The 19,450-nt window shown below is 66.6% G+C and carries 20 protein-coding genes; 12 read left to right on the top strand and 8 right to left on the bottom strand.

The genetic code is table 11. The features are described 5' to 3' along the window. Positions 1 to 27: 27 nt before the first annotated feature. From ACJH6J_RS00210 to ACJH6J_RS00185, 6 genes are all read left to right on the top strand, one after another. Positions 28 to 633 carry a cadmium resistance transporter gene (locus tag ACJH6J_RS00210; RefSeq protein WP_406803371.1) on the top strand — a complete coding sequence of 202 codons (606 nt, stop codon included), beginning with the start codon at positions 28 to 30 and terminating at the stop codon, positions 631 to 633. A gap of 7 nt (positions 634 to 640) precedes the next feature. Beyond that, positions 641 to 2,062 carry a wax ester/triacylglycerol synthase family O-acyltransferase gene (locus ACJH6J_RS00205; RefSeq protein WP_212811392.1) on the top strand — a complete coding sequence of 474 codons (1,422 nt, stop codon included), beginning with the start codon at positions 641 to 643 and terminating at the stop codon, positions 2,060 to 2,062. A gap of 193 nt (positions 2,063 to 2,255) precedes the next feature. Beyond that, a complete protein-coding gene (locus ACJH6J_RS00200) occupies positions 2,256 to 2,480 on the top strand; it encodes a hypothetical protein (RefSeq protein WP_212811393.1) in 225 nt (74 codons plus the stop codon). Positions 2,481 to 2,487: 7 nt separating this feature from the next. Next, positions 2,488 to 2,916 (top strand): Rieske (2Fe-2S) protein, encoded by a 429-nt coding sequence (locus tag ACJH6J_RS00195; RefSeq protein WP_318985019.1) that lies wholly within the window; start codon positions 2,488 to 2,490, stop codon positions 2,914 to 2,916. A gap of 166 nt (positions 2,917 to 3,082) precedes the next feature. Then, positions 3,083 to 3,817, top strand: coding sequence for a cutinase family protein (locus ACJH6J_RS00190; protein ID WP_318985020.1), 735 nt, complete (start codon positions 3,083 to 3,085; stop codon positions 3,815 to 3,817). Then, a complete protein-coding gene (locus ACJH6J_RS00185) occupies positions 3,814 to 4,479 on the top strand; it encodes an alpha/beta fold hydrolase (RefSeq protein WP_406803370.1) in 666 nt (221 codons plus the stop codon). The genes ACJH6J_RS00190 and ACJH6J_RS00185 overlap by 4 nt, the downstream gene beginning before the upstream one ends. On the opposite strand, the gene ACJH6J_RS00180 is transcribed toward ACJH6J_RS00185, so the two are convergent. Then, a complete protein-coding gene (locus tag ACJH6J_RS00180; RefSeq protein ID WP_318985022.1) occupies positions 4,406 to 5,665 on the bottom strand; it encodes an RNA polymerase sigma factor in 1,260 nt (419 codons plus the stop codon). The two genes, ACJH6J_RS00185 and ACJH6J_RS00180, sit on opposite strands and share 74 nt — an antisense overlap. A 17-nt stretch (positions 5,666 to 5,682) precedes the next feature. Beyond that, on the bottom strand, positions 5,683 to 6,036 hold the full coding sequence (locus ACJH6J_RS00175) for a YciI family protein (RefSeq protein ID WP_318985023.1): 354 nt from the start codon (positions 6,034 to 6,036) through the stop codon (positions 5,683 to 5,685). Positions 6,037 to 6,204: 168 nt separating this feature from the next. Here ACJH6J_RS00175 and ACJH6J_RS00170 point away from each other — a divergent pair, with 168 nt between their 5' ends. Beyond that, positions 6,205 to 6,687, top strand: coding sequence for a DinB family protein (locus ACJH6J_RS00170; protein ID WP_318985116.1), 483 nt, complete (start codon positions 6,205 to 6,207; stop codon positions 6,685 to 6,687). A 9-nt stretch (positions 6,688 to 6,696) separates the two neighbouring features. Here the strand turns inward: ACJH6J_RS00170 and ACJH6J_RS00165 are convergent, their stop codons facing one another. Further along, entirely contained in the window at positions 6,697 to 8,874 is a 2,178-nt protein-coding gene (locus ACJH6J_RS00165; protein WP_318985024.1) for a glutamine synthetase III, read from the bottom strand. Positions 8,875 to 8,969: 95 nt separating this feature from the next. After that, on the bottom strand, positions 8,970 to 9,749 hold the full coding sequence (locus ACJH6J_RS00160; protein WP_406801453.1) for an alpha/beta fold hydrolase: 780 nt from the start codon (positions 9,747 to 9,749) through the stop codon (positions 8,970 to 8,972). Between the two features lie 89 nt (positions 9,750 to 9,838). On the opposite strand from ACJH6J_RS00160, the gene ACJH6J_RS00155 reads away from it, so the two are divergent. Next, a complete protein-coding gene (locus ACJH6J_RS00155) occupies positions 9,839 to 11,605 on the top strand; it encodes a GNAT family N-acetyltransferase (RefSeq protein WP_406803369.1) in 1,767 nt (588 codons plus the stop codon). Between the two features lie 8 nt (positions 11,606 to 11,613). Here ACJH6J_RS00155 and ACJH6J_RS00150 read toward each other — a convergent pair whose 3' ends face one another. From ACJH6J_RS00150 to ACJH6J_RS00140, 3 genes are all read right to left on the bottom strand, one after another. Further along, entirely contained in the window at positions 11,614 to 12,798 is a 1,185-nt protein-coding gene (locus ACJH6J_RS00150) for an MFS transporter (RefSeq protein WP_406803368.1), read from the bottom strand. Between the two features lie 61 nt (positions 12,799 to 12,859). Next, entirely contained in the window at positions 12,860 to 13,315 is a 456-nt protein-coding gene (locus ACJH6J_RS00145; protein WP_406803367.1) for a DUF1942 domain-containing protein, read from the bottom strand. A 664-nt stretch (positions 13,316 to 13,979) separates the two neighbouring features. After that, a complete protein-coding gene (locus ACJH6J_RS00140; protein WP_244872940.1) occupies positions 13,980 to 14,468 on the bottom strand; it encodes an Hsp20/alpha crystallin family protein in 489 nt (162 codons plus the stop codon). Between the two features lie 275 nt (positions 14,469 to 14,743). Here ACJH6J_RS00140 and ACJH6J_RS00135 point away from each other — a divergent pair, with 275 nt between their 5' ends. The 3 genes from ACJH6J_RS00135 to ACJH6J_RS00125 all read left to right on the top strand — a co-directional run bounded on the left by ACJH6J_RS00135 (position 14,744) and on the right by ACJH6J_RS00125 (position 16,635). Next, entirely contained in the window at positions 14,744 to 15,121 is a 378-nt protein-coding gene (locus ACJH6J_RS00135) for a hypothetical protein (protein WP_406803366.1), read from the top strand. A gap of 68 nt (positions 15,122 to 15,189) precedes the next feature. Beyond that, positions 15,190 to 15,645, top strand: coding sequence for a cellulose-binding domain-containing protein (locus tag ACJH6J_RS00130; RefSeq protein ID WP_406803365.1), 456 nt, complete (start codon positions 15,190 to 15,192; stop codon positions 15,643 to 15,645). Positions 15,646 to 15,660: 15 nt separating this feature from the next. Beyond that, the gene (locus ACJH6J_RS00125; RefSeq protein ID WP_406803364.1) at positions 15,661 to 16,635 is read left to right on the top strand and encodes a squalene cyclase; all 975 of its coding nucleotides are present in this window, start codon (positions 15,661 to 15,663) and stop codon (positions 16,633 to 16,635) included. 35 nt (positions 16,636 to 16,670) lie between these two features. Here ACJH6J_RS00125 and ACJH6J_RS00120 read toward each other — a convergent pair whose 3' ends face one another. Continuing rightward, a complete protein-coding gene (locus tag ACJH6J_RS00120) occupies positions 16,671 to 17,681 on the bottom strand; it encodes an AraC family transcriptional regulator (RefSeq protein WP_212811404.1) in 1,011 nt (336 codons plus the stop codon). 306 nt (positions 17,682 to 17,987) lie between these two features. Here ACJH6J_RS00120 and ACJH6J_RS00115 point away from each other — a divergent pair, with 306 nt between their 5' ends. After that, positions 17,988 to 19,418, top strand: a complete 1,431-nt coding sequence (locus ACJH6J_RS00115; RefSeq protein ID WP_244872540.1) for a cytochrome P450 — start codon at positions 17,988 to 17,990, stop codon at positions 19,416 to 19,418. Positions 19,419 to 19,450 lie beyond the last annotated feature (32 nt).

Genomic DNA, 19,450 nt, shown 5'->3' with positions numbered 1-19,450 from the left:
CGGCAGCGTCCCGTAATGTCCACGGCGATGAGCGCCACCATCATCACGTCGGCGGTAGCGACCTTCGCCGTCACCAACATCGACGATCTCGTGGTGCTCGCGGTGTTCTTCGGCCAGGCCCGGGGCCACCGCGGCGCGGCCGCGCGGGTGGCCGCCGGACAGTACCTGGGTTTCGCCGCCATCTTGGTGGTGTCGATATGTGCCGCGCTTGTCGGCGCGGCATTGCTACCGGTCACCGTCCTGCCGTACCTCGGATTGTTGCCAATCGCGTTGGGGCTCAGGGCAGCTTGGGCGGCCTGGCGGGGTCGTGGCGCCGAACCGTCGGAAGCCGACGGCGGGCCGGCGTCGTTCGCGCCGGGTGTCTGGCAGGTCGCCGCCGTGACCTTCGCGAACGGCGGCGACAACGTGGGCGTCTACGTGCCGATGTTCATGGTCGCCACTGCCGGCACCGTCGCCTGGTACGTCACGGTGTTTCTCCTCGGGGTCGGGGTGTGGTGTATCGCCGGCCGGTATTTCGCCTCGCATCCGGTCGTCGCCGACACGTTCACGCGGTGGGGACACCTCATCCTGCCCGTGGTCCTCATTGCGGTCGGAACCACGATCCTCATCGAAGGCGCCGTCTTCGCGCGGTGACCGCAGTATGTTCACCCGGGTGACCAGCAAACGACTGTCGCCGCTCGATTCGATGTTCCTGGCGGCCGAATCTCCCGAGACGATGATGCATGTGGCGGGACTCATGCAGTTCCGCCCGACATCGGGCGACGCCGGGGACATCCTGGATCAGCTGCGCGACGAGATCTACGGGTCGAACGAGATCGAGCCGCCGTGGAACATGAAGCTGCAGACGCCGTGGTTCCTGCTGAATCCACTGCAGCGGTGGGTCGAGGACCCGAAGTTCGACGTCATGTATCACGTCCGGCGGTCCGCATTGCCCCGTCCCGGCGACCAGCGTGAGTTGGGAATCCTGATCTCCCGCCTGCATGCTCGCCAGCTGGACCTGACGCGACCGCCCTGGGAACTGCACATCATCGAGGGCCTCGACGACGGAAACGTCGCCCTGTACGTCAAGATGCACCATTCCCTCGTCGACGGCTACACGGCGATGAAGACGCTCATCCGGTCGATGTCGACCGACCCGTCCGACACCGACACCCCGCTGTTCTTCCGGAACCCGGTGCCGAAGCGGGAGCGCAAGACGGACGAGAAGGACAGCAGCCTCATCCCCGACATCGGCGGGCTGCTGCGGTCCGTCACCTCGGAGTTGTCGACCGTCATCGATCTGCCTGCCGCGTTCGCCAAGCTGGCCGTGACCGCGGTCAGCAGGAGCAATCCGCTCGTCGGGCCGGGCCAGGCGCCGCACACCATCTTCAACGGTCGCATCGGCCGGAGCCGGCGGTTCGCCACACAGCAGTACGACATCGCGCGGCTGCGGGCCGTTGCGGATGCGGCCGGCGCGACTCTCAATGACGTCGCGCTCGCGATCTGTGGCGGTGGACTGCGTGACTATCTCCTCGGACTCGACGCCCTGCCCGAAAAGTCGCTGATCGCCATGCTGCCGGTCAACATCCGCCCGAAAGACGATCCCGGCGGCGGCAACGCCGTGGGCGCCATTCTCGCGACCCTGGGTACCGACCTCGCCGACGCCCGCGAGCGGATCGAGACCATCAGCGCCTCGACGAAGGCGGCCAAAGATCAGTTGTCGGGCATGACCAGCACGGCGATCCTGGCCTACACCGCGGCACTGATGGCGCCGTTCCTCGTGCAGACCGGGGCGGCGACGGTGGGTGCCCCCAAGGTGGCACCGGCGTCCTACAACGTCATCTTGTCGAATGTCCCCGGACCCGACTATCCGCTGTACTTCCGGGGCAACGAGCTGGTGTCCACCTATCCGGTGTCGATTCCCGTCCACGGTGTCGGCCTGAACATCACATGTCAAAGCTACTCGGGCACTTTGAATTTCGGTTTCACCGGGTGCCGCGACTCGATGCCGCACATGCAGAAGCTGGCCATCAAGACCGGCGAGGCGTTGCTGGCGCTCGAGCAGGCCTACGGTCTGCTGTGAAAATTGTGTGTAAACGCAATTGACTCAAGTGGCGAAACGAACAGTCACAGCGGTCTCAATGGTGCTACCTTCACCGAACCAGATAGCGCCGGAGAGTAGGTATGAAATGAGTGCAACGACCACGCGATTCGCTCGCATGTCAATGGGGGCAGCAACGTTCGGCGTTGCATCTGCGGTGGCTGCATTGATCAGCATGCCGATCGCGCACGCCGACGAACTGCAGTGCTCGGATGGCTTGGTCGCCTCCGAGGGCACCTGCGTGCCGCCGGTGGATGCGCCCGCGGCTCCGGAAGCGGCTCAAGGTCCGTTCAATGCGCCGGAATCCTCGCTCGATGACCCCAGCTTGTTCACGCCGCCCTACCAATTGACCGAAGACGAGGTGGCCTCGCCCGGATACAACGGCGGTGGTCGGCGGTAAGCCGGTCATGGCCGACGCCGGACACCCGAGCCGCCGTGGGGTACTCCTCGGCGCGGGTGCCGTCGGTGCCGGGGTGGTGCTCGCTGCCTGTGGCGGGAAAGAGTCTGCGTCGCCGGCCGGCACGTCCACCAGCAGTGAGACCAAGGCCGCAGCACCCTCGGTGAAGACTGCCGATGTGCCGGTGGGCGGGGGAGTGGTCCTCGCCGCGGCGAAGGTCGTCGTCACTCAGCCGAAGGCCGGTGAGTTCAAGGCGTTCACCGCGGTGTGCACCCACAAACAGTGCACGGTGTCGAAGGTTTCCGACGGCACCATCGACTGCCCTTGCCACGGAAGCAAATTCAGTGCGGTCGACGGCTCCGTCGTCACCGGTCCGGCAGAGGAGCCGCTGGCGCCGAAGGCGGTGTCGGTCGTCGGGGACACCGTGACCGTCGCCTGACCTCACGCCCGACGACTACACCGAGCCGTCATGGGTCAATGCTGGGGCGGCGCCCTTGGTGGATTCTTGGCAGATTCCTGTGGCTCGCGGGTATCGCTCGCCATCTGCTGTGTGTCAGCATGGAAAAACCGGTCGCAGTTAGCTGGTGCAAGGCGGTGAAGCTGGTATGGACATCATCAAGCTGTTCCGAGCCAGGCGGTTGGCCCATGTCGTCGGGGTCGCCACGGTCGTCGCTTCCGCGTTTGTGGGCGCTCCGGCACCACCGGCGTCCGCCGACCCGTGCCCCGATGTCGAGGTGGTGTTCGCCCGCGGCACCAGCGAAACCCCGGGTATCGGGATGGCCGGCCGGGCCTTCGTCGATGCCCTGCAGGCCCAGGCAGGCAACAAGTCGGTGGCGGTATACCCGGTGAACTATGCCGCCAGCAGCGATTTCGGGAACCGGCTGGATTTCGTACAGAGCGTTGTCGACGGGGTCAAGGACGCCGCCACGCACGTCGAAGCGACGGCCGCGGCCTGCCCGCAGACCAGGATCGTCCTCGGCGGATACTCGCAGGGCGCAGTGGTTTCCGGGTTCACGACCGCGAACGCGCTGCCGAAGGAGATCCCGGCGGACTTGGCGGAGTACACCTGGTACGCACCCAAGCCGATGCCGCCGGCGATCGCGAATCACGTTGCGGCACTTGTACTGTTCGGAAAGCCCTCGTCGCAGTTCATGGCGGACATCGGCGCGCCGCCAATCGCCATCGGGCCCGCGTATGTGGCCAAGACCATCGAGTTGTGCGTGCCCGACGACACCATCTGCAACGGGGCCCCCGCCGGTGGGCCGTCGTTCGCGCACATCACCTACGGCTCGAATGGCATGGCCGACCAGGCCGCGACTTTCGTCGTCGGCAGGCTGTGACGACGTTCCTGCTCGTTCCGGGTGGCGGCTGCGATCCGTCATACTGGCGATTTGTGGTGCGCGAGTTGGCTGTTCGCGGGCACCGCGGCATCGCGGTGGACCTGCCGTGCGCCGATGACGAGGCCGACCTCAACACGTACGCCGACGTGGTCGCGGCACAGCCACTCGATGACGGCGAACCGCCTGTGGTCGTGGCGCATTCGTTCGGCGGGTTCACCGGAGCGCTGGCCTGCCCGCGGGCCGGTGCCGCGGAGTTGATCTACGTCTCGGCGATGGTTCCCCAGCCGGGCGAATGCCCCGGTGATTGGTGGAGAGCCACCGGATGTGTTGCCGCGCAACGGGAAGCGGCCGCCGCGGGTGGGTACGACGTCGATGACGCCGTCGCGCTGTACTACAACGGCGTCGACCCTGTCGTGGTCGCGGAGGAGGTCGAACGCGCGCAATCGGAGACCCCGTCGCTGAAACCGTGGCCGGCCGAAGCGCTTCCGCAGGTTCCGACGCGGTTCATCCTGTTCCGCGACGACCGGTTCTTCCCTGAGCGATTCATGCGGCGCGTGGTCGCGGACCGTCTCGGGATCGAGCCCGAGGTCATGCCCGGCGGTCACATGGCGATGCTGTCGCATCCGGCCGAACTCGTCGATCTCCTGACGCTCGGCCGGTGAGGTATGCCTGTTCGACGGGGTTCGCGGTCAGGTCGGCAGCGCGGCCGTAGGCGTCGGCCGCCTCGGTTGTCCGGCCGAGACGAGACAGCAGTGCCGCGCGGACCACGTGATAGACGTGGTAGCCGGCCAGGTCGAGCGCTTCCACCAGATCCAGCGCCGTCTGCGGGTCATGGACCTCGGCGACCGCCACGGCGCGATTGAGGGCGACAACGGGTGTCGGGGCAATCGCCATCAGCTGGTCGTACAGGGCGAGAATCTGGTGCCAGTCGGTGGCGGCGGCGGTCGGCGCGTCACTGTGCACGGCGTTGATGGCGGCCTGGATCTGGTAGGGCCCGGGCTGGTTCCTGCGCAGGCATCTGCGGACCAGCGCCTGCCCTTCGGCAATGAGGCCGCGGTCCCACCGACCGCGGTCCTGGTCGGCCAGCAGAACAAGCTTGCCGTCCGCATCTGTTCGCGCCGCGCGTCGTGCATCGGTCAGCAGCATCAGCGCGAGCAGTCCCCAGACCTCGGGCTCGTCCGGCATCAGCTCGGCCAGCAGCCGGCCGAGCCGAATCGCTTCGGCGGTGAGTTCGGCCCGTACGAGGTCGTCGCCTGAGCTGGCAGTGTGTCCCTCGTTGAAGATGAGGTACACCACCGCGAGGACGCCGTGCACACGCTCGGGTAGGTCACTGTCGTGCGGCACCCGGTAGGGGATGCGGGCGTCGCGGATCTTGCGCTTGGCGCGGACCAGCCGTTGCGCGACAGTGCTTTCCGAGATCAAGAAGGCACGGGCGATCTCCTTGGTGGACAGGCCGCCGAGCAATCGCAGCGTGAGTGCGACGCGCGCGTCGAGGGCCAGCGCCGGGTGACAGCAGGTGAAGATCAGGCGTAACCGGTCGTCGGGCACGGGGCCTTCTTCGAGATTGTCGTCATCGGCCGCCGGATAGAGCAGTGCCGCCTGCGCGTGCCGTTCATCACGGACGGTTTCCCGGCGGAACCGGTCGATGATCGTGTGCGCGGCGGTGGTGATGATCCAGCCCGCGGGGCTCGGCGGCGCGCCGGTCTGCGGCCAGCGGTCCACCGCTTTGGTGAAGGCGTCCTGGACCGCCTCCTCGGCGAGGTCGATGTCGCCGAATCGACGGACCAGGACAGCCACCGCCCGCCCGTACTCCCGCCGGAACACGCCGGCGATCTCTGCGGGCTGCATCTGTGGCACGGCCGCGTTCAGCCCCTCAGATCGCCCCGGAACGGGCGCACCTCGATGGGCAGGAGCCGCACGGCTTCCGCCTGCCTGCGGGCCCAGCCGAGCGCGGAATCCAGATCGGGAACGTCGATGATGGTGAAGCCGCCCAGGTGTTCCTTGCCCTCGGCGTACGGTCCGTCCGTCGTCAGGACCGCGCCGTCGTGGACCCGGACCACGGTCGACGCGTCAGGACCGTGCAAGCCACCGGAGAACACCCACACGCCCGCTGCCTTCATGTCGTGCTCGACCGCGTCCAGGGCATCCATGATCGGCCCCAGCACCTCCGGCGGCGGCGGATCGCCGACCGGCTGATGCATGGCGAGTAGGTAGTGCATGACCGTCACTCCTCGATTTGGGGCGGCCGGTTGCCACCCTTCACCTTCTACACGAACGGCTACCCCGGATATCGACAGACAGCGGATTTTCCTGGGCCATCGGCAGAATGTCGGGATGGCCTGGCACCATCGGGAAGCGTGACTTCCGTGCAGCGGCCGGTGCCGCCCATGAATGCCGACGAGCGCGCCACACTCGAGGGTTGGCTGGACTTCTACCGCGCGACGTTGGCGGCCAAATGCGAGGGCCTCGACGACGAGCAGTTGCGCACCGCATCCGCGCCGCCGTCGGAGCTGACACTCCTGGGATTGCTGCGGCACGCCGCGGAGGTGGAGCGCAACTGGTTTCGCCGCGTGCTCGCCGGTGAGCAGGCACCACCGATCTTCGGGCCCGCGGATCACCCCGAGGGCCACGACGGCGGATTCGAGCTGTCACCGGAGTCGTCGTACCCGCTCGCGTTCCGGATCTGGCAGGACGAGATTGCCCATGCGCGCGCCAACTGCGCTGCGCGCCGGCTCGACGACACCAGCCCGTTCATGGGTGGCGAGGTGAACCTGCGCTGGATCTACACGCACATGATCGCCGAGTATGCCCGCCACTGCGGGCACGCCGACGTCATCCGCGAACGGATCGATGGTGCCACCGGCGTGTGACGTGGACGGTCAGAGGACGTAAAGCATCTCCTGATACGTCGGCAACGGCCACAGGTCGTCGGCCACCACAGTCTCCAGCGTGTCGGCCGCGGCACGGACCGCCTCCATGGCGGGCAGCAACGCAACTTGCGCGTGCTTGGCCTCGTCATAGGCCGACGCGGCCGAATGATCTGACAGCGCCGCCTTGAGCGTGGCCAACGCGTCACTGAGCGCACTGATCGGCTCCGAGACCGATTGCAGCAGCGTCAAACTCGGCGTCATCCCAGCCGCCGTCAATGCGGCGACGTTCTGTGCGAGCTCGGTCTGGTAGCGCAGCGCGGCCGGCAGCACGATGGTGGAACCGATCTCGAGCGCCAGCTTGGCCTCGACGCCGATCGTCAGCGCGTACTGCTCCAGGCGTACCTCATAGCGGCTGTGCAACTCCCGCTCGTTGAAGACGCCGTACTTCTCGAAAACCGCCACCGCCTCGGGCTTGATCAGTTCCGGGATGGCATCCAGCGTGGTCTTCAGGTTCGGCAGCCCGCGGGACGCTGCCTCGGCCTGCCAGTTCTCCGAGTAACCGTCGCCGTTGAAGACCACCGCACCGTGTTCGGTGATCACCTCGGTGAGCAGCTTCTGCACCGCCGTGTCGAAGTCTTCGCCGTCGGCCACAGCTTGCTCCAGATTGGTGGCGATGTAGTCGAACGAGTCGGCCATGATGGTGTTGAGGACGATCATCGGGACCGCCACTGTCTGGCCCGAGCCCGGTGCCCGGAACTCAAACCTGTTGCCGGTGAACGCGAACGGGCTGGTGCGGTTGCGGTCACCGGGGTCGGTCGGCAGCACCGGCAGGGTGTCGACACCGATGATCATGCTGCCCTTGCCTTTCGACGACGTCGCAGCGCCCTTGGCGATCTGCTCGAAGACATCGGCAAGCTGATCGCCCAGGAAGATCGAGATGATCGCGGGCGGTGCCTCATTGGCACCCAAGCGGTGATCGTTGGTCGCCGATGCGACCGAAACCCGCAGCAGCCCAGCGAATTTGTGCACCGCGCGGATGACGGCGGCGCAGAACACCAGGAACTGGGCGTTCTCGTGGGGCGTGTCGCCGGGCACCAGCAGCGAACCCAGCTCGGCGTTGCCGACCGAGAAGTTGACGTGCTTGCCCGAGCCGTTCACGCCGGCGAACGGCTTCTCGTGGAACAGGCATTCCATGCCGTGCTTCTTGGCGATGGTCTTGAACACGGTCATCAGCAGCTGCTGGTGGTCGGAAGCGATGTTGGCGCGCTCGAACATCGGGGCCACCTCGAACTGCCCGGGGGCGACCTCATTGTGGCGCGTCTTGGCGGGGATGCCGAGCTTGAACAGCTCCCGCTCGGTGTCCATCATGAACCCCAGCACCCGGTCGGGGACGGCACCGAAATAGTGGTCGTCGAACTCCTGGCCCTTGGGCGGTTTGGCGCCGAAAAGCGTACGGCCGGAATTGATCAGGTCGGGCCGAGCGAGGAAGAAGTGCCGGTCGACCAGGAAGTACTCCTGCTCGGGACCGCAGAACGAGACGACCTTCTCGAGGTCCTTGTGGCCGAACAGCGTCAAGATGCGTTCCGCGTGGATGCCCATGGCCTGCTGGCTGCGCAGCAGCGGCGTCTTGTAGTCCAGCGCCTCGCCGGTCATCGACACGAAAACCGTTGGGATACAGAGTGTGTTGCCGTTCGGGTTCTCGAGGATGTACGCCGGGCTGGTGACGTCCCAACCGGTGTACCCGCGGGCCTCGAACGTGGACCGCAGACCGCCGGACGGAAAGCTCGACGCGTCGGGCTCGCCCTGCACCAGCGTCTTGCCGGCGAACTCGGCCAGGGCCTGCCCGTCAGAGACCGGCTCGAGGAAGCTGTCGTGCTTTTCGGCAGTCAGGCCGGTCATCGGATAGAAGACGTGCGCGTAGTGCGTCGCGCCCTTCTCCAGCGCCCAGTCCTTCATCGCGGCGGCGACGGCATCGGCGACCGTCGGGTCCAGCTTGGCGCCCTTCTCGATGGTGGCGACCACCGATTTGTAGATCGCCTTGGGCAGGCGTGCCTGCATCTCGGCCTTGGTGAATACGTTGGTGCCGAAGATCTCGCCGGGCGCTTCGGCCGGGTCGAAGGTGTACGCCGGGGGCGTATAGGCCTGGACGCCGGCGATCGCTCGCAAGCGGGTGGTATTTCCGCTCAATGCAGTTCCTATCCCTACGTGAATGACCGCTTCACACTAGGGACGCCTCATGGCAGCAGTGTTACGTCGATGTCAAGGGCGGCGTCAAGTACCGGTCAGCCGCGGCGGCCGACATCCTGGCTCAGAATCTTGGGCCACGTCTCGACATCCTCGGGTGTGTGAGCGAGCGTCAGCGTGGACCGCGGCATCAGCGCGGCAAGGGCTTCGGCGGTCGAGAGCGGATGGGCCGGGTCGTCGATCCAGGCCAGGATCGTTGTCGGCACGTCGATCCGCGCGATGGCTTCGGGCGACGGCAGGTCGCTGAGCGCGGCACCGCGAAACAGTGACGGCAGTAGGGCGTCGGCGACATCGGGAACGGTTTCGGGTGCACCCACGGTCGCCGGCGGCCGGGGCGCGCCACGAGAGGCCGCGATGAACGCGCCGACGCCCTCGGTCTCGATGAGCGTGGCCGCGGCCTCGTAGTGCGCGGCCTGCGCGCGCCGGGTCTCCCACGCGGTGGCCGGCACCATCAGGGTCAATCCCGTGAACCGTTCTGGTTCGCGGCACGCCGCATGCAACAGCGTCCCGGTACCCATCGACGGCCCGACCCCGTGCACCGGTTCGCCGGGAAACCACCGGTCGAGCAGATTCAGCAGGTCTTGCGCGAGCTGTTCCCACCGGTAGTCCGCGGGGACTTTCCGGCCCGTCGACTTGCCATGGCCACGCGCGTCGTAGCGCAGGAGCCGCGTCCCGCTGAGCCCCCGGCCGAGGTCGAGATTGAGCACCCGATCGCGCGCGCGGCTGGAGGTGAGACCGTGGAGTTGGACAACGGGGTGGCCACCTTCGTCGCTCAGTTCAACCGCAAGCTCGGCTCCGGGAACTGCGAAAGTAGGCATCAGGCAACTCTTTCCGTAACCGATCGCCTCGTCGTGGAGTCGACCTGCTGACCGAGCATTCAGGCTAACCGGGGCGCTAGGGTACCGCCATGCGGCTCACGAACGTCTCGCACCTGCGACTGCCGTTCGGACGGCTCTGGGGCTACGACGTCGCGGTGTCGGCGCCGGGTCGGCAGCTTCCGGTGTCCTTTGACCAGCGGATTCATGTCGGCGCAGGGGCCCGGCCAGGTTCGTGGATGGCGTTGTCCATTCGCTTGCCGGAGCGCGTGAGCCGGGAATCGCTGGCCGAGGCGTGGCTGGCGGTGGTGGCCCGCCACGCCACGTTGCGGACCGCATTTTCGGCAGGACCGGACGGCGATCCGCAACTGCACGAGATCGAAGTGCGTCCGGCCGGTTGGGTCGAGCACGAGATCGCTGCCGGCCAGGCGGTGAACGACGCGCTGCGCGGTGTCCTGGATGCGGCCTGCTCGCCGTATCAGCAACCCTCACACCGGTTGTGCCTGCTGGAAACCGCCGCCGGACTGACGGTGGTGATAGCGGCGGACCACAGCCACGTCGACATGTGGTCGATGCTGGTGATCGCCCGGGATCTGCTGGTGTTGCTCGCGGCCGCGCGCACCGGGCGCGTGGTTTCGCTGCCACCGGCACCCGCTTTCGTCGAACACACCCAGGCGCTGCTCGATCGTCCCGCGGCGCCGGACCACGTCCGGGAGACGTGGGCGCGCATCATCGCCGACAGCGGCGGGGTGATGCCGCGATTCCCGCTGCCGCTGGGCGAACCTGAGCTGGGGCCCGAGCGCGTCGAAGTCCGGGATGTGTTCGATGTCGACGCCAGTGCGGCTTTCGCCGTGCAGGCCCGCAACGACGGCGTGTCGACGCTCGCGCTGGCGGTGGCCGCGATGACGGCCGTGACCCGGGAGCTGGCCGACGCGCCGCTTCGCGCCGTCTTCCCGGTGCACAGTCGCTTCGACACCACCTGGCACGACTCGGTGGGCTGGTTCATCACCAATTCGGTACTGGAGTCGACCGTCGCCGATCCATGTGCCGCGGCCGCCGCGGTCAAAGAAGCAGTGCAACTCGGGTCGTGGCCATTGGCGGACGTGCTGGCCCCATGGGGCGGCATGCCGATGTCGCCCGGGATGTTCGCGATCTCATGGCTGGATCTGCGGCGTCTTCCGGTCCGCATCGACGACGTCGGGCTGGACGCTCAGTACGTGAGCGCCGCCATCCAGACCGACGGCGTCATGCTGTGGTTCATCCTGGACGAGTCCGGCCTGCATCTGCGATGTCGCTATCCCGACACCCGTGAGGCGCGAACGAATGTCGGGGCGTGGCTGGACCTCTTGGTGACGCGTCTGCAGTCGCAAGCGCGAACCTCGGTGCGGGGACTACTGCGGGTGGGAGACCGTAGTTTCCGGGTGGAACGGGCGGCCCGTGACGATGTCGCGTCGATCGTCGCGCTGCTGTCCGACGATGAATTCGGCCAGGACCGGGAAACCGCGGACCTCGAAGACTACGAGGCGGCGTATGACGGTCTCGTCCGTGACCACTCCAACTACCTCGGGGTGGTCCGCAACTGTTCCGATGTGATCGTCGCAACCGTCCAGCTGACCGTGATTCCCGGGCTGTCCCGCGGTGGTTCGACCCGACTACAGATAGAGGGTCTGCGGGTCACCGCGGCCGAGCGTCGAAAAGGACTCGGCACGGCCCTGGTGCAGTGGGCGCACGAGTACGGCCGGGCACACGGTGCGCGCTTGGCCCAGGTGGCCACCGACGAAGCGCGCGAACAGGCCCGGGCGTTCTATGACCGCCTCGGGTACCACGCCGCGCACGTCGGCCTGAAACGCACCATCTGAGGAGGCGGTCACCGCTCGCGGAGCGGTCGACCGCCGGTGAGCAGCCCGGCGACGAGAAGTGCTGCGCCACAAGCGCCGACGGTCGCCGGCCAACCGCATGAGGCCACCGCTGCCGCGCCGAACGCCGTCCCGAGGCTTCCACCCACGAAGTAGACCAGCATGTACGCGCTGTTGAATCGGGCCGGCGCGGACGGATCGATCGCCAAGATGGTGGTCTGGTTCGCCACCTGTGCCGCGAACAGGCCGGCATCGAATGCGGCCAGGGCCGCCATGATCGCCAGTGGGTTGCCCAACCCGAAGGCGAGTACCGGGCAGGCGGCGCCCGCCACCGCGAGACCGACGAGGACCACGGGCCGGAAGCCCAATCGGTCGGTGTAGACGCCGGCGACGCGCGTCGCGAAGATCCCGGCGATACCCGCCAAGGCGTAGAGCCCGATCTGCTTGGCAGACAGGAAGTATGGCTGTTGCGACAAGGCAACCGCGATTCCGGACCAGACCGCGCAGAACGCGAAGAACCACAGTGATCCGCGCAGCGCGCCACGGCGTAACACGCGGTCACGGACGAGCAGCCGGGGCAGCGATGCCAATCCGGCGAGATAGTTCTGTTCGACCGCTCCGGTCGCGGTCGGCAGGAACAGCAGGCAGCCGGCGGCGACTCCGAAGGCCGCGGCGGCGACCACGAGAAGCATTGCGTGCCAGCCGATCACGTCGCTCAACCAGCCGCCGGCGATCCTGCCGGCCAGGATGCCGGCCGAAATCCCGGCCGTGACGATACCCAGAATTGTCGAGCGCCGGTGCGCGGGCGCGAGGCGACCGACAACGGAACTCAGACTCGCGCCCACCGCGGAGCAGGCGCCGGTCAGCAGCAATCCCAACCCGACCAGCCACACAGTGCCGGCAACGGCGGTCAGTGCGAGCGCGGCGCCGAGCGCCAGGAACTGCCAGGCGACCACCCGCCGCGGCGAGAACCTATCCACCAACGGGACCAGGAGCGCCAGCCCCAGCAGGTAGCCGATCGGACCGCAGGCCAACGCCGCACCGACCATCGCCGTGCCGGAGCCCAGCGATCGTGCGATGTCGGCGATGGCCGGCTGGAGCGGGTAGATCGTCGCGGTGCCCAAGGCGGCGGCCAGCGACATGAAAAGGACTGTGGTGCCGGTGATTACCGGACTTCGGTGTGCAGTTGTGGTCACGCGTCGACGTTATTGGCCACGTCGCGGGCAGCGCTGGCGGAAATCCGCCATCGCAGTCTGGCTAGCTCTTCCAGACCACCTTGTCACTGCCGCCGGCATCCCGGTACACGACGCTGTCGGGCGCGGTTCCGTTCCGGACATCGAAGTAGATTCGACCCGTGGCATAGCTGCCCGGGGCGATCGGCTGGTTGGGCAGGCCCTCGACCTCGTTGCCCTTCATGTCCGCATATGTCGAGCTGTTGACGGCCCGCGCGTTGAAATCGGAGATGTTCGGCGTCGGCGCACCGCTGACGGCACGCGCTGTCACATCCGAGTACCAGATGCCGTCGTTGTGTCCACTCGGCTGCAGGTTGATGACGGTGTACTCGATCGCGCCACCGGGGCTGGGAATCTCGGCTCGCTGGCCGAACATCACTGCTGTCGGGTCGGCGAGCGCCGGGGTTGCCGCCAGGATTCCGGCGGCCGCGATGCCGGTAGCGACTGCCATTGTTTTCGATGCGATCTGCGAGAACGCCACGTCGAGCTCCTTTCGTCTCCTCTTTTCAGGAGTTGGCTGTCTTTGGTCCTTCTGCAGGGGTATCCAAAGGCAGGGACGACGAAACTGGCCGACGTGAAGACCGGGCCTTGCCGCCGGGGAGGGTTTGCCTAGATTGGGCGTCGGCGCCTCCTGGTAGGCGCCCAGTGTGTGGCCCTGGCGGCGTATGGCCCAGCCTTCGGGTGGTGGAGGAACCACCGGCTCACATGACTGCTGCAGCGGCTATCGATCCCGGAGGGCTGCGCTGCACCGGCGTCATACGGCGCACCGGCCCGCGCCGCGGTCGCCGACATGTGGACTCCAAAGACCGACCAGCGCACCGGGGCCCGTATAGAGCGCACCCGACCGCTGGTGGCGTCGGTTGCTGACGGCAAGGAGCTTCAGCGGCGCAGAAGATCGCGTCGACTTCGGCGATCAGCGCTATCACCATCGTGGGGTCGTCCACACCCAGCGATTGGGCCAGCTCGTCTGGCGTGATGGTGTCAGGCGCGGCCGGCGCCGCAATCATGCTGTGCTGCATCACTTTTCACCTCCTTGCACTGTCGGCATGACACCGACCATTCAAGAATGTGCCGCAGTCGCGGAAAGTTGGCCGGCCGGTGCCGGGCTGGTCAGCGTCCAGCCCGGCACCGGCGCATCGACCCGGTCAGGCGTTCACCGGCTCCTTGGCCGCTGCCGTGTTGGTGACAGGGCTGCCGTCCTCGGTGATCACTTTGCTTTCGTCGATCGCCTTGGCGTTTCCGGTTCTGCTGACCGTGATCTTGCGCGGCTTGGCCTTCTCGGCCACCGGGATCACGAGCCGGAGCACCCCATCGCGGTAGTCCGCGGTGATCCTGCCGGTGTCAAGGTTGTTGCCCAGCACCAGCTGTCGGGAGAAGACGCCGCGCGGCCGCTCGGCGGCCAGCATTTCCCGCGACGAATCCACCGGGGACCGTTCGGCGCGCACAGTCACCACATTGTTCTCGATGTCGAGGTCGAGGGAATCGGCATTGACGCCGGGCAGGTCGAACTCGACGTGGAACTCATCGCCGTCGCGCCAGGCGTCCATGGGCATCGCCGCCGGACGGGCCGCGGTGCCGAGGACTTCTTGGGTGAAGCGATCCAGGTCTCGGAACGGGTCAGTACGCAGCAGCATCGTGGCCACCTCCATCTGTCCTTTCTCTTGTGCCATCTATGCGCTTCCAGCTCGATTATCTGTATCGGCTGGCATAGATTTGTTTTAGCACTCGCCATCGGTGAGTGCAAGCAAGTGAGAGCAGAATTTTTCCGATCGCCACGACGCGGCAGCCGATCAGATCGATGGTTACCGGTCCCGGCAGCGGGTAAATGCCCGGCATCGTCCGACGCACGGCACCCGGCTGCGATAGTCCGAGTCGCCGCCGCGAACAACGCGGGGAGGTGTGGAGACACGTGATCATCCGGTCACTCATCGTGGTGGGCGTGGCGGCAATACTGGGCGCCACGGTGGCGCTCTTCTTACCGCTGGAGTTGAAATCGGTGGACCGCGGCGGGTACCCGATTCCCTGCGGCACCGGGCTACGGCCGGAGTACTCGGTGGCGCGTGAGCAGGATCAACTCAACTTCGAACAGCATGCGATCCGCGGCCCAACGTTCCTGAGCAGCGACTACGCCGAGCAGTGCGCCGCGCTCTCGACGCTGCGCAGGTCGGTGGTTGCTCCCGTAGCCGCTGTCGGGGCCGTGTCGACACTCGCGGCCATAGGTGTGTGGATTCACATGGCACGCCGCCGCGACTGGTCTCCCGACGTCGTGAGCATGGACCAGAACTAGGACGTGGTCTCGCGCGGGTTGCAATCACGCAAAGGTATGGCAGCACCCTGCGACGCGAACAGGAGTGGGTGTCGGCGGGCCTTAGTCTGGGCTGCGATGACTGGACCGGACTCTCGTGTGAAGCGCTGCGCGCAGCGCTTCACGTCGTCGTGTCCGCATTGACGGTCGCCTTCATCGGACTCGTCGGCACTCCGGTCGCTCATGCGGCCGCGGCCGGGGCGCGGCTCGTGGTGCAACACACCTGGCAGGACGGGTTCATCGCGCGCTTTGTGGTCACCAACTACAGCACCGTGCCGATGGCGGATTGGAAGATCGAGTTCGACATGCCGGTCGGGCAGTCGATCTCGCATGCATGGAGCAGCACCTTCGCCCAGTACGGCACCCACTACGTGATCACCCCAGCCAGCTGGAACCGCGTGATTCCGCCCGGTGGTACGGCCAACGGGGGCATCCGCGGGATTCTGAGTGGCACCTACACGCCACCGTCGAACTGTGTGCTCAACGGCCAGGTCTACTGCTCCTAGCGTGATGGCGGTCTGATGACGAGCGTGGCCCTTACGGACTGGCTGCTGGACTCGGACCCGGCGCTGCGCTGGCAGGTCGAGTGCGATCTTCTCGATGCGCCGGCCGCGGTGTGGGAGGGAACCCGGTCGCGCATCGCGACCCAGGGCTTCGGTGCACGCCTGCTCGCACTGCAGGATCCCGACGGCCAGTGGGCCGGCGGCGCGTTCTTCCCGGCGGACTACGACTTCGACGACCCAGAGCGGCCCGAGGAAGGCCAGCCATGGACGGCCACGACCTGGACGCTGAATGCGCTGCGGGAGTGGGGACTTGATGCATCGGTGTTGCGGGAACGCCGCACCGCCGAGCTGCTCGACGCGCACTGCCGCTGGGAGTACGACGACCTGCCGTACTGGTCCGGTGAGGTGGACTGCTGCATCAACGCCTGGACCCTGGCCAACGGCGTGTGGCTGGGCGCGGACGTCGACGGCCTCGCCGACTGGTTTCTCGAGCATCAGTTGCCCGACGGCGGGTGGAACTGTGACTGGGTCGAAGGATCGCGGAGATCGTCGTTCCATTCCACTCTGAACTCGCTCAAGGGGCTGCTGGCTTTCGAGGCCGCCACTGGGGGCAGCACCGAGATCCGCGCGGCACGCCGGCGCGGGGAGGAGTACCTGCTCGAACGTCGGTTGCTCAATCGGCTCACCACGAACCAGCCAGTGGGGCAGTGGATCAACGACTTCAGCTATCCGATGCGGTGGTCCTACAGCGCTCTCAATGCGGGTGAGTACTTCCGCCGCGCCGCACTGCAGGATGGCAGCGCACCGGATCCCCGGTTGAGCGACGCGGTCGACATCGTTCGGGCGGCCCGGCAGCCGGACGGCACCTGGTTGCAGACCGGCCGGCAGCCGGGCCGCGTGTGGTTCGAGGTCGATGTGCCGGCCGGGGAGCCGTCAAAGTGGCTCACGCTCTACGGGACACGACTGCTCGACTGGTGGGACTGCGCCGCGTAACCGCGGACAATGGCCGGCGCCGCGCCCTTTCGCTCTCACGTGCGGGACGCCCGGAAGGCCCGCGGACTCATCCCGTGCCACCGGCGGAACGCCTGCGAAAAGCTCGACAGCTCAACATAACCGAGTCGACTCGCCGTCTCGGCCACGGTCAAGCGACCCCCGATCAGCATCTCTTCTGAAAGGCGCTGGCGGATCTCGTCGAGGAGTTCGCGGTACGACGTGCCCTCGGCGCCGAGCCGGTGGCGTAACGTCCGCGGGCTCATCAGCAGCGCTTGGGCGATCTCGTGCGCATTCGGTGGCTGCGCCGGGGACGCCAGTAGCAGGTCGCGAACCTGGCCCGAGAGTCCGGTCCGGCTGCGCCGCTCTTCGAGGAGATTGCGGCACTGCTCCTGGGTGGCGGCGGAGTTGTAGGCGTTGGCCTGCGGCAGTGGGAGATCGAGCACGTCGATGGGCAGAATCAGCAGGTTCTCGGGTGCATCGAACTCCGGCTCGGCGTCGAATGCGGCGATGTACCGCTCGAGATTGGCAGGCCGGCGGTGGGTGAACCGGACGCCCAAGGGCGGCAAGTCTGCCGACAGTTCCCGTTTGATCACTGCGACCGCCGTGGCCAACCGGTCGATTTCGAATCGGCGGACGCGGTCGGGCGTGCCCGGCGCCTCCAGGACGAAGTGGAACTCGTCGCCGACCACCCGGGTACCGAGCGTCGACGAGGCGAACGTGAGGTCGAGATAGCGCACGCCGACGTCGATCGCACTGCGTAAGGTCGGGCTGCTGATCAAGGCGAACCCGAAGATGCCGTAGGTGGCAAGCCGATAGCGCAGCCCGACCTCGACGCCGAGGTCATCGGGATAGTCCAGCGCCTCAAGCAGATTCGTGACGACAGTCAGTTCCTGGCGGGCGGTGACCTCGGCGCCCGGGCGCTGCAGACCTTGGACAGTCAGTCGAGAGCCGGTGAGGCAGGTTTCCGGGCTGACGCCGCGTTCGCCGGCCAGCCCGAGCAGCACGCCGACGCTCGTCGGCGTGCGGGGGATGTCCCAATCAACCACATTGCCGAATCTAGTAAGTCGCGTCGCCAAGATCGATTTGCTTCGCCGAATTGATAGTGGCAGTCGCGGTTGCACCGGGTGGGCGGATACGTAGGTCGGTGACCACAGATCGTCGACCCCGGCGATCTGCTCTCAGCGTTGCCACTTCGAGTAAGTATTCCGCCGCTTAGGGTCTCCCAACTGCTCATCTTGGTTCGTAGCGTCATTACCAACGAAGAGGGATGTGCGGAGGAGGCCCCGTGAATGAGAACTGGTCAGACGCCGATCCACAGCCCGAATTCCAGATCTGACAGGACGGAGAAACTCGTGAACATTCTCGATCAGGCAATCACCAAGGCGCAGGAAGCGATCCTCGACCCAGTGCGCAGCCGCGCTCAGTCGACCATCCCGATGCCTTTGCAGATCAAGGGCATGCACCTCTACCAGAAGACGAAGAAATCGGTGGTCGGCGACAAGTCGCCGGTCTTCGTCGAGGCCCCGATTCCCCCCGTCGAGGAAGTCGAGCTGGCAGACATCGACGTCAGCAACCCGTTCATGTTCCGCCAGGGCCGCTGGCAGTCCTACTTCAAGCGGCTCCGCGACGAGGCGCCGGTGCACTACCAGCCGAACAGCCCGTTCGGGCCGTTCTGGTCCATCACCCGCTACGACGACATCGTCACCGTCGACAAGGACAACGAACGCTTCTCCGCCGAGCCGCAGATCATCATCGGTGACCCGCCGGAAGGCCTGGACGTCGAGATGTTCATCGCCATGGACCCGCCGCGGCACGACGAGCAGCGGGGCGCGGTGCAGGGCGTGGTGGCGCCCCAGAACCTCCAGGAGATGGAAGCACTCATCCGGACCCGGGTGCAGGAGGTCCTCGACGGTCTGCCCGTGGACGAGCCGTTCGACTGGGTCGACACGGTCTCGATCGAACTGACCTCACGCATGCTGGCAACCCTGCTCGACTTTCCCTACGACGAGCGCCGCAAGTTGGTCTACTGGACCGACACCGTGGCCGGCAGCGCCTCGGCCACCGGCGGCGAGGCCGACATGGATGAGATGTTCAGCGCCGCAGCCGATATGGCACGCGCGTTCAGCGCCCTCTGGTACGACAAGAAGGCTCGGTTGGCGGCGGGAGAGAAGCCCGGCTTCGACCTCATCACGCTCATGCAGTCGTCCGAGGACACGAAGGACCTGATCGACCGGCCGATGGAGTTCCTCGGCAACCTGATTCTGTTGATCGTGGGCGGCAACGACACCACCCGCAATTCGATGACCGGTGGCGTGCTCGCCCTGAACCAGAACCCCGACGAGTTCGCCCGGCTGAAGGCCGATCCGGGCCTCATCACCAAAGCGGTCCACGAGATCATCCGGTGGCAGACCCCGCTGGCCTACATGCGCCGCGTCGCCAAACAGGACACCATCCTGAACGGACAGTTCATCCGCAAGGGCGACAAGCTCGTCATGTGGTACGCCTCGGCCAACCGCGACGAGCGCAAGTTCGAGAATCCGGACGACTTCATCATCGGCCGCCACAACGCCCGCCATCACCTGGCATTCGGCATCGGCATCCACCGCTGCATGGGCAGCCGCCTCGCCGAACTGCAGCTGAAGATCCTGTGGGAGGAGCTGCTGGCCCGATTCGAGGACATCGAGGTTGTGGGGGAGCCCGAGTACACCCAGTCCAACTTCGTGAAGGGCTACTCCAAGATGATGGTGAAGGTCACCAGGAAGCAGCCGGCCGCCACGGTGTGACGAGAGGACAGCGATGGGCTCGTTCGATGTAC

Source organism: Mycobacterium sp. SMC-18, assembly GCF_045310895.1.
Lineage (GTDB): Bacteria > Actinomycetota > Actinomycetes > Mycobacteriales > Mycobacteriaceae > Mycobacterium.
The sequence above is the reverse complement of the archived record's forward strand: the minus strand, read 5'-3'. Positions and strand labels throughout refer to the sequence as shown.

Excerpts from the sequence above, each read along its gene's own strand:
- ACJH6J_RS00210 (WP_406803371.1), top strand. The coding sequence starts at position 28 with ATGAGCGCCACCATCATCACGTCGGCGGTAGCGACCTTCGCCGTCACC.
- ACJH6J_RS00205 (WP_212811392.1), top strand. The coding sequence starts at position 641 with ATGTTCACCCGGGTGACCAGCAAACGACTGTCGCCGCTCGATTCGATG.
- ACJH6J_RS00200 (WP_212811393.1), top strand. The coding sequence starts at position 2,256 with ATGCCGATCGCGCACGCCGACGAACTGCAGTGCTCGGATGGCTTGGTC.
- ACJH6J_RS00195 (WP_318985019.1), top strand. The coding sequence starts at position 2,488 with ATGGCCGACGCCGGACACCCGAGCCGCCGTGGGGTACTCCTCGGCGCG.
- ACJH6J_RS00190 (WP_318985020.1), top strand. The coding sequence starts at position 3,083 with ATGGACATCATCAAGCTGTTCCGAGCCAGGCGGTTGGCCCATGTCGTC.
- ACJH6J_RS00180 (WP_318985022.1), bottom strand. The coding sequence starts at position 5,665 with ATGCAGCCCGCAGAGATCGCCGGCGTGTTCCGGCGGGAGTACGGGCGG.
- ACJH6J_RS00175 (WP_318985023.1), bottom strand. The coding sequence starts at position 6,036 with ATGCACTACCTACTCGCCATGCATCAGCCGGTCGGCGATCCGCCGCCG.
- ACJH6J_RS00170 (WP_318985116.1), top strand. The coding sequence starts at position 6,205 with ATGAATGCCGACGAGCGCGCCACACTCGAGGGTTGGCTGGACTTCTAC.
- ACJH6J_RS00160 (WP_406801453.1), bottom strand. The coding sequence starts at position 9,749 with ATGCCTACTTTCGCAGTTCCCGGAGCCGAGCTTGCGGTTGAACTGAGC.
- ACJH6J_RS00155 (WP_406803369.1), top strand. The coding sequence starts at position 9,839 with ATGCGGCTCACGAACGTCTCGCACCTGCGACTGCCGTTCGGACGGCTC.
- ACJH6J_RS00140 (WP_244872940.1), bottom strand. The coding sequence starts at position 14,468 with ATGCTGCTGCGTACTGACCCGTTCCGAGACCTGGATCGCTTCACCCAA.
- ACJH6J_RS00125 (WP_406803364.1), top strand. The coding sequence starts at position 15,661 with ATGACGAGCGTGGCCCTTACGGACTGGCTGCTGGACTCGGACCCGGCG.